Origin of the sequence: Psychrobacter immobilis, from assembly GCF_904846235.1 — a bacterium.
In the GTDB taxonomy this organism is placed as follows: domain Bacteria; phylum Pseudomonadota; class Gammaproteobacteria; order Pseudomonadales; family Moraxellaceae; genus Psychrobacter; species Psychrobacter immobilis_C.
The window spans coordinates 164,683-178,052 of record NZ_CAJGZN010000007.1 but is presented as its reverse complement, the minus strand read 5'-3'; the positions used below and the strand labels follow the sequence as shown (position 1 = coordinate 178,052).

General features: G+C 42.9%; 10 protein-coding genes. 2 read left to right on the top strand and 8 right to left on the bottom strand.

Annotation, left to right across the window (positions count from 1 at the left end; genetic code table 11):
- Positions 1 to 293: 293 nt before the first annotated feature.
- Both JMX07_RS06900 and secA read right to left on the bottom strand, forming a co-directional pair.
- Positions 294 to 827, bottom strand: a complete 534-nt coding sequence (locus JMX07_RS06900) for a hypothetical protein (protein WP_201607024.1) — start codon at positions 825 to 827, stop codon at positions 294 to 296.
- A 241-nt stretch (positions 828 to 1,068) separates the two neighbouring features.
- Positions 1,069 to 3,870: a preprotein translocase subunit SecA gene (secA, locus tag JMX07_RS06895; protein WP_201607022.1), complete on the bottom strand. Its 2,802-nt coding sequence runs from the start codon at positions 3,868 to 3,870 to the stop codon at positions 1,069 to 1,071.
- A gap of 455 nt (positions 3,871 to 4,325) precedes the next feature.
- On the opposite strand from secA, the gene mutS reads away from it, so the two are divergent.
- Entirely contained in the window at positions 4,326 to 7,427 is a 3,102-nt protein-coding gene (mutS, locus tag JMX07_RS06890) for a DNA mismatch repair protein MutS (protein ID WP_201607020.1), read from the top strand.
- 206 nt (positions 7,428 to 7,633) lie between these two features.
- On the top strand, positions 7,634 to 7,957 hold the full coding sequence (gene fdxA / locus JMX07_RS06885; RefSeq protein WP_010195798.1) for a ferredoxin FdxA: 324 nt from the start codon (positions 7,634 to 7,636) through the stop codon (positions 7,955 to 7,957).
- Between the two features lie 88 nt (positions 7,958 to 8,045).
- On the opposite strand, the gene JMX07_RS06880 is transcribed toward fdxA, so the two are convergent.
- The 6 genes from JMX07_RS06880 to JMX07_RS06855 all read right to left on the bottom strand — a co-directional run bounded on the left by JMX07_RS06880 (position 8,046) and on the right by JMX07_RS06855 (position 13,343).
- On the bottom strand, positions 8,046 to 9,539 hold the full coding sequence (locus JMX07_RS06880) for a fused MFS/spermidine synthase (RefSeq protein ID WP_201607019.1): 1,494 nt from the start codon (positions 9,537 to 9,539) through the stop codon (positions 8,046 to 8,048).
- A 236-nt stretch (positions 9,540 to 9,775) separates the two neighbouring features.
- On the bottom strand, positions 9,776 to 10,231 hold the full coding sequence (locus JMX07_RS06875; protein ID WP_201607018.1) for a pilin: 456 nt from the start codon (positions 10,229 to 10,231) through the stop codon (positions 9,776 to 9,778).
- Positions 10,232 to 10,295: 64 nt separating this feature from the next.
- Positions 10,296 to 11,036 carry an O-antigen ligase family protein gene (locus tag JMX07_RS13590; RefSeq protein WP_227684682.1) on the bottom strand — a complete coding sequence of 247 codons (741 nt, stop codon included), beginning with the start codon at positions 11,034 to 11,036 and terminating at the stop codon, positions 10,296 to 10,298.
- 539 nt (positions 11,037 to 11,575) lie between these two features.
- The gene (locus JMX07_RS06865) at positions 11,576 to 12,025 is read right to left on the bottom strand and encodes a pilin (RefSeq protein ID WP_201607017.1); all 450 of its coding nucleotides are present in this window, start codon (positions 12,023 to 12,025) and stop codon (positions 11,576 to 11,578) included.
- A 365-nt stretch (positions 12,026 to 12,390) separates the two neighbouring features.
- Positions 12,391 to 12,843 (bottom strand): type IV pilin protein, encoded by a 453-nt coding sequence (locus JMX07_RS06860; protein ID WP_201607016.1) that lies wholly within the window; start codon positions 12,841 to 12,843, stop codon positions 12,391 to 12,393.
- Entirely contained in the window at positions 12,843 to 13,343 is a 501-nt protein-coding gene (locus tag JMX07_RS06855) for a pilus assembly protein PilE (RefSeq protein ID WP_413786663.1), read from the bottom strand. The genes JMX07_RS06860 and JMX07_RS06855 overlap by 1 nt, the downstream gene beginning before the upstream one ends.
- Positions 13,344 to 13,370: the final 27 nt, after the last annotated feature.

The following is a 13,370-nucleotide window of genomic DNA, read 5'->3' as shown; positions in this document are numbered from 1 at the left end:
GGCTTGTTTTAGGATGTTGACGATTTGGTTGTCGCTAAAGCGTGTCTTTTTCATAGGATTCTCCTGCTGGTGTATTTTAGCAGTTAATCTCTATTTGTAAGTGTTCTTATTTATTGGGGGGATTACCGTCTGTTGGCTCATGGTTCTGATACAACTCCGTTAAAATAAGCGCTGATAGTTTAGTTACTATAAAATTGTATGATTGATAAAGATTATTTCACAACATGAAAAAGCAACGCTATCTTAGCGTTGCTTTTTCTAATGCCTATTACTTACTCAGTATTGAAGACCAACTATGAGGCTTCATTACACTCGAATGTATTCACATTTGACTCATCTGCACCAGCAGTACGCATGACGCCAGTTTTACGAGCTTCATGCCCTACGCGCCACTGTGTGAAGCCTTGACCACCATCAATTGCGGTCGCCACTTCAAACACTTCAGGATTACTACCTTCATTGGTTTGGTTCAACGTTACTGTACCCATATCGGTCGCAACAACAACTTGATTGGCATCTTCTTTATAAGTCGCCTCAACTTTTAGTTCAGGTGTACATAGATACGACATCTGCATCACACCGCTGTTTACTGAAGCGGTGGTATCACCTTCTACTTCGTTAAGTGAAGCGTCTTCGGTATCGACGACGACATCACTAGGTTCAGCAGGCTCCGCTGACATTGGAACGGACTCTTCTGTATTAGCACCCTCTTCCATGCCCGACTCCGGCTCTGACTGTTGCTGACAAGCACTGACCGTCAAGGCGCCAGCCAACAAACTTGTTAAAACTACTGAGCTGCGTACTTTTTTTAAGAATTCTACACTCATGATACTCTCCCAAATAAATATGTTAAACACTATAGCGTGTCCATAAATTCACGCCTATGCTGAATTTGTAAGTAATCAATACAAAGTGTTCGTTGGTCTCAATCTAGCAAGTTTTAAGTTTGCATAAGTTATCTAACAGATATGAAAAAGCCCCTATCTACTTAAGATAAGGGCTTTTTCAGGTAAAGGCTGTCTCTAATAGCAGTTCAATACATAACTATTAACTTGCCATGACGAACGACTAGATTTTACCATGACACTGCTTGTATTTAAGACCTGATCCACAAGGACACGCTGCATTACGACTGATATTCATACCTACATATGGATTTGGTTCGTTAGCATTACTACCGTTACCTGCTATAGCAGCACCAACGCCAGCTGCCGCAGCACTGCTGTTTAGAGTGCGGCTTTGTGGTTGCGGCTGAGCAGCTGAACCACTCGCATTGCTATCCAAGTTATCTACATCGTCATGCTCAAACTGCATTTGCATATGGGCAGCGTTCTCACGTTGCTGAATTTCTAATGCTTCCAGTTCTTCTTTGGTTGGGATGTGAACACGTGACAAGTCTTGTACGGTCTCAGACTTAATTGCACCAAGCATCATCTGGAACAATTCAAACGACTCACGCTTGTATTCCTGCTCAGGGTTTTTCTGTGCATAACCCCGCAGATGAATACCTTTGCGTAGCTGATCCATTTGCGTTAAATGCTCTTTCCAATGCTTATCTAGACTCTGTAGCATGAAATGACGCTCAAGCTGAGCGGCGTCTTTTTCACCCATCTGCTCACGGCGACTGTGATAACGATCTATCGCCGTTTGAACGATTTTCTCACGCAGCCCTTCTTCATCCAGACGGCGATCTTCATCTAACCAATCGTTAATCGGCATCGAGATTTTGAACTCGTCTTCTAACTCGTCTTCTAAGCCGTCAATATTCCACTGGTCATCAATAGAGCCAGGCGGAATAAACTGATTGATCATCGCGTTATATACTTCATGATGCATCACTTCGATGGCTTCTAATAAGTCCATCTCTGCTAATAAATCATCACGCTGACCGTAGATAACTTTACGCTGCTCATTGGCAACATCATCGTATTTCAGTAGGTTTTTACGAGCATCAAAATCGCGACTCTCAACTTTGCCTTGGGCGTTTTCGATCGATTTAGAGACCATTTTATGTTCGATGGCTTCATCTTCTTTGAGACCCATCGCACGCATCATATTGACCACACGATCGCCTGCGAAGATACGCATGAGATCATCTTCAAGCGATAAGAAAAAGCGTGACATACCAGGGTCACCCTGACGACCAGCACGACCACGTAACTGGTTATCAATACGGCGTGACTCATGGCGCTCAGAGCCGATGATATGTAAACCACCAGCTGCTACGACTTGGTCATGTTTGACTTGCCATTGAGATTTTAGACGCTGCATCTCCTCTGGGCTAACCGCATCGATATCTTCGATAAACGACTGCCAGTTACCCCCAAGGATAATATCCGTACCACGGCCTGCCATGTTGGTGGCGATTGTGACTGACTTTGGACTACCTGCCTGTGCGATAATTTCTGCTTCACGCTCATGCTGCTTGGCGTTTAGAACGTTATGCTTAACGCCTTCTTGATCAAGCAAGTAAGACAATTCTTCACTGGCCTCAATCGTCGCTGTACCAACCAGTACTGGCGCGCCTTTGGCTTGAATTTCTTTAATTTCGCGAATGATGCCTTTGTATTTGCCTAACTTGGTTAGGAAAATCTGGTCATCCATATCGATACGAGCAATTGGCTCATGCGTTGGAATCACAATGACATCTAGATCGTAAGTAGATTTGAACTCAGCAGCTTCAGTATCAGCGGTACCCGTCATACCAGATAACTTGTCATATAGACGGAAGTAGTTCTGGAAGGTCGTGGTGGCAAGCGTTTGGTTCTCTGCTTGGATCTCAACGTTTTCTTTCGCTTCTACTGCTTGATGCAAGCCTTCTGACCAGCGACGACCAGGCATGGTACGGCCTGTATTTTCATCAACGATGACCACTTCGCCTTCATCCACGATATAGTGAACGTTTTTGACAAACACATGATGCGCACGAATGGCAGCTTGAACGTGAGCCAAAAGTGGCAAACGACTTGGGCTATATAAGCTTTCGTTTTCACCCAGCTCGCCCACTTCGATTAAGAAGCGCTCGATTTTTTCATAGCCTTTTTCGCTGATCTCAATCTGGCGATTTTTTTCATCAATCCAGAAGTCTTCTTCTTCGTTATTCTTGTTTGCTTCTTCGTCTTTTGAACGAATCAGCACAGGAATAATCGTATTAATCAACGCGTACATGCGTGATGAATCTTCAGCTTGACCCGAGATAATAAGCGGCGTACGAGCTTCATCAATCAAGATTGAGTCAATTTCATCGATAATACAAAAGTTTAACGGGCGCTGTTTTTTCTCAGCAAGACTAAACACCATGTTATCGCGCAGATAATCGAAGCCGTATTCGTTATTGGTACCATAGGTAATGTCAGCTTGATAAGCTTCGATTTTTTCTTGTGGCGGCTGCTGTGAGTAAATCACACCAACAGTCATACCCAAAAACCCAAACAACGGACGGTTTAGCTCAGCATCACGCGCAGCCAAATAATCGTTGACCGTGACCAAATGCACGCCTTTACCACTAATTGCGTTCAGATACATGGCCAAGGTTCCCATTAGGGTTTTACCTTCACCAGTTTTCATCTCAGCGATTTTGCCTTCGTGCAAGGTGATACCACCGATCAGCTGCACGTCATAGTGACGCATGCCGTTGACACGTAATGATGCTTCGCGGCAGACGGCAAATGCCTCTGGCAATAATGCATCTAAGCTTTCGCCTTTTTGATGTCTGGCTTTAAATTCTTCAGTTTTTTGTTGTAGTTGCTCATCAGACAGGGCTTGTATTTCAGCCTCTCGTGCGTTGATCTTGCTGACCACTTTACGCATGCGTTTTAATTCGCGGTCATTTTTGGTGCCAACCACACTGCCTATAATCTTTGATAACATAATTTTTTGACCTATGGAATATTCGATAATTAGTGCGCATTAGCCAAAGCTTAGCTCTCTGCCTTGTCATCACCCGACTAAGTACTACCTAATTTAGTATCGCCCAATTAAGTGTGCCGTCATTATATATGGTTATGACGCTGATGGATACAAGGGCAGCGAGTAGATATTTGCCACAGTAAAAACCTAGTAGGACGTGTTAAAATAGCGAATACCTTCTTAAATTTCTTAGCTTTTTCAGCGACTTTATTTGTTTGTCGCGGTTTGATTTTTGTACGTTTGCTACCACTGCATCTTGGCTCAAAATTTGTCGTGGAGCCATTTATCTATAAGTAACTGGCATATTGATAAAGCCAAAGCTATCTATCAAACTCATATATAAGATAAATAACCCTTTAGTATCTCTATCACAAAATACTCATTACAACCCATTAAAGCACTATAAGAGACTCTGCATGACCGTAAAGCCATCTGGACAAAATCAGTCGTCAAATCCTAATTCATCAGAAAAACCCTTATCAAAACAAGAGACCTCTGACTGCTTAAGTATAGGCAATGCCGTTTATAACCTAGCAGACCATACGCCGATGATGGTGCAATATCTAACCATGAAAGCCAACTATCCACAAGCATTGCTCTTGTACCGGATGGGTGACTTCTATGAGCTGTTCTTTGACGATGCTAAGCGAGCGGCGCAAATATTAGATATCACATTGACGCGCCGTGGTACGGATAAAGCAGGCAACACGATAGCCATGGCGGGCGTACCGTTTCATGCAGCCGATAGCTATATGGCACGCTTGATCGCTGCTGGTCAGACAGTAGTTGTATGCGAACAAATTGACGAATCGACAACTGGTAACGCTGATAATAAGTCCAATGTCCCTGCGATGGGCGACAAGCAAAAGAAAGATAAAAGCAAATCTGCCGCTGGTAGCATCATGCGCCGTGAAGTAGTTAAAACACTTACAGCAGGTACCATTACTGATGACGCGTTGATTGCACCTAATCATACGCCGACTGTGGTCGCCATCGATATTGCGACTGTGAAAACGCAAGACAATAGCCAGACGTTACAAGCAGCCGTTAGCCAGATGGATTTGGCTGCAGGTACATTGACTACCCAGACATTGATAGCAGATAAAAGCGATATAGATGGCTTGCAAACTCAAATGCTTACTGTATTAGTACGTTTTGCGCCCAGTGAATGCATCGTTAGTGAAGCGCTTATTGATGGCGTTGGCGGCAGCATTGGAAGCAATGATACAGAGTGGCTACTGTGGTTACGACAAAATCTGGACTGCCCTATTATAGAAGTTGCTGCCAATGACTTTCATCGTGAGCATGCCAGTGACACGCTTTGTCAGCAGTTCGAAGTCCAGCGTCTTGATGGATTAGGTATTGCTGAGGCTCCACTTACACAAACCAGCTGCGCTGCGCTTATCCACTATGCGCGTCAGACTCAGCAACGCCATGTACCACAAGTGAACCAACTCATTGTCGAGTATAGTGATGACTACCTAATTATCGATGCCAATAGCCAGAAAAATCTCGAGCTATTTACCCCTGTTAGTAGCAATGGCACTTCTTTGATATCTGTGCTGAATCATTGTCAGACCCCGATGGGAAAGCGCCTACTCGTGCAGCAAATGAAGCGTCCACTGCGTCAGCATTCACGTATCAATATGCGTCTAGATGCGATAACTTGTTTGCTAAGCCCAGAGAGTGACTCAATTGAGTCAAACCAGGATTTGAAAGATAGCTCACTGGTTACACGTTTACGAGAAACACTGAATACCATTGGCGATATTGAACGAATCAGCAGTCGAATCGGGCTAATGAGTGCCAAACCTCGTGACTTACGCAAGCTCGCCGATGGTATCGCTAGTGGTGCTCAGCTTACTACTCTATTGACAGCATCGGGTATCAGTCATGAAGACGCTGGCCTATTACCAATGTTGATGCAGCAATTGCCAGATCAACTACCTGCTGTTCAATCCGTCGCTGAATTAATCGAACGCGCTATTGTCATTGAACCGCCTGCGCATATTCGCGATGGAGGAATGCTAGCAGCGGGCTACGATGAAGAGTTTGATCGCCTTACCCATTTGCATGACAATATTCAATCGACGCTAGACGAGATGGTCGAGCGTGCCCGTCAAGACAATCAATTACCGAGTCTAAAAGTTGGCTTTAATAAAGTTAGCGGCTTCTATTTTGAATTGCCCAAAATGCAGGCGAAGAATGCCCCTGCCCACTTTATCCGTCGGCAAACGCTCAAAAGTAGTGAGCGCTTTATCACTGATGAGCTAAAGGAAGTCGAGACAGAATATCTAAGTGCCCAGTCCTTAGCATTGGCTCGTGAAAAGCAGCTGTATCAAGAACTCTTAAATCAACTAAACCAACATTTGGCTGATCTACAACAGCTTAGCGCGGCTATCGCCCAATTAGATGTGTTAAGCAATTGGGCCCAGCTTGCCATGACGTATAACTGGCAGCGCCCAACCATGGGTCTACATACAAAAGACCAAAGCGAATCAGTAACCAAAAGTCAAACCAGCATTGATATTCGTCAAGGTCGTCACGTCGTGGTTGAAGCGGCATTAAATCAAACGAATGCGAATAATAGGAGTAATAATTCATTAAGTACAAACCACTTTGTCGCCAATGATTGCTCATTAGGTAGTGATGAAACCCCTGAAAGACTGCTTCTGATTACTGGCCCTAATATGGGTGGTAAGTCTACCTATATGCGCCAAACAGCGCTGATTGTTTTGCTTGCTCATTGCGGCAGCTTTGTGCCAGCTGAGCATGCGAATATTGGTGATATCGACCGCATTTTTACACGTATCGGATCAGCTGATGACTTGGCTGGTGGCAAATCGACCTTTATGGTAGAGATGATCGAGACGGCCAATATCTTAAATCAAGCAACCAATAAATCACTGGTATTAATGGACGAAGTCGGTCGCGGTACTGCCACCACTGACGGTTTGGCCATCGCCCATGCCTGTGTCAATCGCCTAGTCGAGATTGGCTGCCTGACGTTATTTGCCACTCACTATTTTGAACTGACACAATTAACAAATGATATTGGCAAGCATCATGCTGATATCCGTAATGTCCATGTAGCAGCCAGTGAAGTCGATGGTCAGTTATTGCTATTGCACCAAATTAAGGATGGTGCAGCGAGTTCTAGCTTTGGGCTGCATGTCGCAAAGATGGCTGGTATTCCCACCCAAGTGCTAGAGGATGCTAAGCGCTATCTAGCAGACAACTTACAGTTAGACCATTTAACCGTAGATAAAGTAAAAACTATTGATGATAAAAATGAATTAGCTAAGTCAGTAAAGGATAAACGGCAAGAAAGTTATAATGATGCTACTCTCAATCAAGAAGTAAGTCATACTACTCAAGCGGCAGACACATTGAACAATCCAAAACAAAATCAGCTATTTAGCTTGCAAGATGAGCTGAGCATAATTGACCCTGATAGCTTAACGCCCAAACAAGCGCATGATTTACTTTATCATCTTAAGAAAATCATTAGTCATTAAAGGGAATTGTCAAAGTGTAGTAAAGGCGCTAAAATACGCTTTATTTTCCAACTATTCTATGTAGCCCTTATAGTTGATTTAATTTGAAAGAATTACACTGCAGCTGAGCGCAGAGGTATAAGTAATACTTCAGGCAAGGCTGACACAATAATTCTTTTGAAAGAGATTGACTATATCAGCCAATCCAATAACAGGTAGACCTCACTATGACCTTTGTCGTTACAGATAACTGCATTCTTTGCAAATACACCGACTGTGTAGAAGTCTGTCCTGTGGACTGCTTTTATGAAGGCCCAAACTTCCTAGTCATCGATCCTGATGAGTGCATCGACTGCGCGCTATGCGAGCCTGAATGTCCGGCCAATGCTATCTTCTCAGAAGATGAAGTACCCAAAGACCAAGAAATGTTCACTCAGTTAAATGAAGAGCTGGCGCAAAAATGGCCGAATATCACTGAGATGAAAGGGCAAATGCCAGAAGCTGAAAAGTGGGATGGTGTAGAAGGTAAGATTCAGTATTTAGAAAAGTGATGTCGCTATAAACAAAATCTTTATACATTAGGCCGTAGCTTTTGCTGCGGTCTTTTTTTATGCCGTAAGTCATTTAATTGAGCGGTATCTACATCGCCCGATAATAATACCGATCCAACCTCGGCACATCATCGGTGTGTAGCGCTTGCGAGGGGTTAAAAAACGCTACTTGCGCAAGCTTGACGCTACCTGAACATTGAAAATTGCAAAGCATGATGTTCTGTATCGCTTCGCTATTATTTGGATTCGTTGTCGTCTTAGTGAGGATATAAGCGTCATCACCGAATACCTCATGCCAGTTGTTAAATAGCGTTTGGCTATAGCCATGCTCTGCGTTGGCCTTGCCGATCATATTAGCCATAATATAGCTACTGTTGTCCTGAAACTGGCGTAGTGCTTCAATAGTGTACAAGTTCCCTGCCACATGACGCCCTTGAAAGGCATCAATCAGCATAAAGTCATAGCTGGCGTCACGATGACGGGTTAAATAGCCACGCGCATCATCACCGATGAACTTAATATTGGGCGCGATTGGTGCTTTTAAGAAGTGCGCTTCTACAATGTCGGGTAACCCCTTATCAATGTCGATAACCGTCAGCGCCATATTCGGGTTGTGGTGCGCCACTTCGCTAGGGGTGCCCATCCCTGCCCCGCCAAGGAAGACTAAAGTCTCAGGTTTGATATTATCAATGGTTTCGACAGTGATCTTGCCGTACCAGTGGCAGTTCTTTTTGGCGAGATAGAGCCAGCAGCTACTGGTCGTCTGCCCGGGTTTATCGGTAATAGTCACCGCTAATTGCTTGTCGATGACGGTTTGTTTAATAAACCAAGCGTTTGTCGCAGTCTGATAGCCAGTATCGACTTTATTGACAAAGATAAAGGTCAAAGTCACCACGACTGCCGCCAGCGCAAGGCTATAATTGCTGCGATGGGTCGATAGACTTAGCGGCTCATCACTCTCAACTTGCACTGCTAAGCGCGTACATAAATAAGCGCTAATGGCTAAAGCGGCGATAAATAACGCGAGGCTACTCATTAGGCCAATATAAGGCAATAACAATATCGGCGTCAGCGTCGAGCCAAGCACGCTACCGACAGTAGTAATCGCCACCATCATCCCAGCGTTCTTGCCAGCATCAACGCCGTCATGATTTTCATACTTTAAAGATAAAAACTGGGTAATTAGCGGAATAGCGGTCGAGCCAAACGCTAGCCCTACCCCGAATAATAGCCCAATGCCGATGGCGGCGATAATCGGACTATCAATACTAGCGGTCATGGCGGCAAGCAATGGCAATTGGATAATACAGGCGATAGCATGAGAGATAGCCGATAAGGATAAAACGTGTCCGGCCTTGAGCAGCGCTTGTCTTGGGGTGTGAATATCTTGCGAGAGGCGCCCGCCATACCAGTAACCCACGGCAATGGCGATCAGTACCATCGCGAGGATGACGCCAGTAATCGAGATGGACGCGCCGATATAAGTGGCGGAGATACGAATGGCATAAATCTCAATGCCCAAACCGGCAAAACCCTCTAGCAGCGCAATTACAAGGCAAACGCCTAACACCTTTTTTTGCATAAAATGAGTCATCATTATGTTTTGGATGTGGGGATTTTACACTATTGGGGGATGGGCGTGTTTGGGAAGTGGTTATTTGGTGTGAGCGGTAGGCTTTGTAGGGTGGGTTAGACTTGTCAAATTCTCGTAGAGAATGCAGTCAAGGCGTAACCTGCCGTTGAATATTTGCCTGAACAAAGACGGGGCACGTTGCGCCAACCCACACTATCATCGCTTGCGTGAAATCATCAAAGTACCTACTGACACGCCTGTGGCAAATACGCTTCACTGATATCTGAGCTAGCTCGGCACTGCCACTTGCCGTCGTCCATAAGATCTAAATGTAGCGACTTACCCTTTAGGTACGGTAAGTTTTGAATACTGCACATGATCGCGTTAGGGGTATTTGCGCCTCTAACCGGTGCGGTGCCCCCAAACTGGCAATATTTGCTAGCGCGCGGCATGTTTAATCCACTTGGGCTATAGTCCGTCACTCCTGCGCCCTCACTCATGAGTATCTGATAGGTCATTCGGTAGTGATTGATCTCTTGATAAATGGTCATCACTTGTGTCTGTCTGACCTGCACTTGATAATTGACGGTCGCTATCGCTGCGAGAGTACCAATGATGGCGAGGGCAATCATTAATTCAATAAGTGTATAGCCCGATTGTGTCAGGTGACAATCTACAACAGTATGGTATTGATGTTTCATAGCGTTATTATTAATAATGATGATAACGCTATAGTGCAGGGAGTGTGCCACGTTTCAGATGAAACTAAAAAAGATAATAGCCATATACCCAAAATCGCGGCGGCGTGATCGGCATCTCATCGCTAAAGTTAGACGCTTGTATACTTAAGTATAAAAACCACGCCCCTATTACGGTATATAACGCTAACGACAACACTTGCTGAATACGGCTAGCTTGCATAAATGGCTGATTAAAGTATTTTGCGTGCGCAAATGCAGGGTTTTTTAATAAGAACACGAACAGCCACAGTAGAACCATTTGGGTCACAGGATAGATATGTATGCCTGATAATGACATATCTATCGTCACTGCCAAAAGTGCCGCTATCACAAACGCATTGCGCTTCATATCCCAACTAACGCGCTTTACGATACTGTATATGATAACTAACAAAAACCCAAAACCGATAAGACCCATTTCTGATAATACTTGAATGAATAGGTTGTGAGGGTGCGCAGATAAGTGCGGGTACTTGTCTAGCTCATAAAACCCGCAGCCGATGATCGGATGCTCAACCCAGCAGCTCATAGCATTCTGCCACAAATCAAGCCGACCACTTGAGGATTCACGCGCAATACGCAGCCTGCTGTCTTGACCGATAGTAGCAAGATATGTCACGCCAAGATACGCAACCCAAGAGGCCAAATACACACCGATCAATACCACACGCACGCGCGTATGATACAAAGCTATGATCGCCATAAACGCGCTATAGGCCAACGTTACCGAGCGCCCACCATCAAGCAATACCGCAAAACATCCCAAAAATAAATACAGCAGATAGACCAACTTGTATTTATTTTCTGTTAAGTAAAACCATGTGGCTAAAATAGAAGTGATAAGAAAATAGCTATTATATACTCTAATATTCCATGGCAAGGGATACCACAACGCTCTATAACTACCTGTTTGCAGATAATCAATAAGAGATAGAGGAAAGAGAAAAAATAATAGAAAAGTTGCTAATACGATAATTTTAGTAACTAAATTATTGTAATTTATAGTTTGGAAGGTTTTATAAAGCAAGTAAACTAATAATAACTCAGTAATAACAAATTCAGGCTGTTGCAAAAAAAAGCTACCTACTATAATAAATACTAAAAATAGTAGCTCCAGCTTTGTAATGATAAATTGTTTATACTTTAGGCCATATGTTCCCAAGAATAATAAAACTATAATCTGTAAAAATCTAAACTCATTATAGAAGCTATAACTAAAACCGGTAGTGAAACCTAAAATAAAAAGCAAAAAGTAAAAAGCTACTAATAGCTCTTTACTTTTTAAAGTGCTATATATATTAACTACTAGGTACCAGTGTTACGGAAGTTAGCAGGAACATATTTGGTACATTCTGTTGCTGACGAACCAGCCCATTCTAAATTTTTAGTAGTAGTATTTGGTGTTGGAGTTAAAGTGATTGTTTTGTCATCACATGCATTATTAAGCCCTTTTACAGTAGCGACAATTTTGCCATCTGTGATAGTAATGTCTTTAACATATGTAGATGTGTTATTCGCAGCAGTCTTATCTAAACCAGCTTTTTCATTATCAATGCCAGTTAAATTAGTAGTAGTAGCATATTGCTCAGCTACGCCAGTTTTAGCTGAACTCATGTAAGTAATAACTTCAGTTACTTTAGCGCGATTAGTATAATCCTGATAAGCAGGCAGAGCGATCGCCGCTAGGATACCGATAATAGCGATAACGATCATTAGTTCGATTAAGGTAAAACCTTTTTGAGTAGTAGCGTTCATAGTATGTCCTTTGGAGTAAGTTGATAACAAGTCAGTTGATACGCTATTCAGTATCACTATCTGCTATCTATTATATATATGAGGTTATTAGTATGAGTAGTTACTTAATTTACTCATCTAACCTTCGTATTATTGCTGCAGGTAGCGTGCCAACTTATTATCATTAATCTAATTTAATCATTAATAATATATTTTAACTAAGTCTTACGTTATTGAATAAAATTCAAAGCAACTATTTAATAAATATCTGTATAAATCTTATTACTTACTTACTAAAAAGTGTCAGTTTATGTAACTTGTCATTATTTAATGCAATCTTAGCTGACATTTTTTGTCAGCTATACATAAAGTATGTCACTAACAGCTCATCTCCATTCATCGCCTGTTCCGCATTTTTTGTTCAGATCATCTCCACGACATTTTATGCCTTGGAAATTCAAACTCAATGTACCATCGTTCGCCATTTGACTGGCATTTTTAGGCGTGGCTATGATACTCCAATCCGAAGTGAGCGGATTAGGAGTAAAGCTTATTGTATATAGAGCATCACCTTGCTTAGGATAGTCACCATCTAACCCTGTAACAAGTGCATTACTATAGGCCCCTTGCGCCAACTTACGACTTTGTATTTCAGAGGCAATATTATGCATCTCGCTCATCATATCGGTGCGTTTAGTTTTGATAACATATTGTTGGTAACTTGGATAAGCAATCGCAGCTAGAATTCCAATGATGGCGACGACGATCATTAGTTCGATCAATGTAAAACCAGAATGCTTCTTAAAAACGGTGACTGTCGTGTTCGAATCAATCCACATCACCACTCTCCTTGACCCGTACCACAATCACTATCTCCTATTTTCACTTTATTTTTATTTTGACAGCTTAAACCTGTGCTAGATAGCATAAAATAGCTAGCATATTCTGTAACCCCCGAACCTCTTGGTTCAGCTAGCATCTTCCAGCTTCTACCAGTTGTATTGTCAATACCTGTCGTAGTAGCTGGTACTAATGAGCTAGCAGTATTGACACCATCCACTAATGTGATCTGATAACGATAATTGGTTGAATCACTACCTTGAGGGACATAGATAGTTGTGTTGTTAGCATCATAGGCGTACGTCGCTGTGCTACTACTGCTAACTACTTTTGGTCTAAAACCTTTATAAGTTAACGCTGTTGCTCGCCATCGCTCTAACTGTATCTCTAACTGCAACATTTTAGCTTGTACATCACGTTCAGCATTCATAATCGCATATTGACGATAGCTTGGGATCGCAATAGCAGCTAGTATGGCAACAATAACTACGACAATCATCAACTCTATTAAAGTAAAACCTGATGA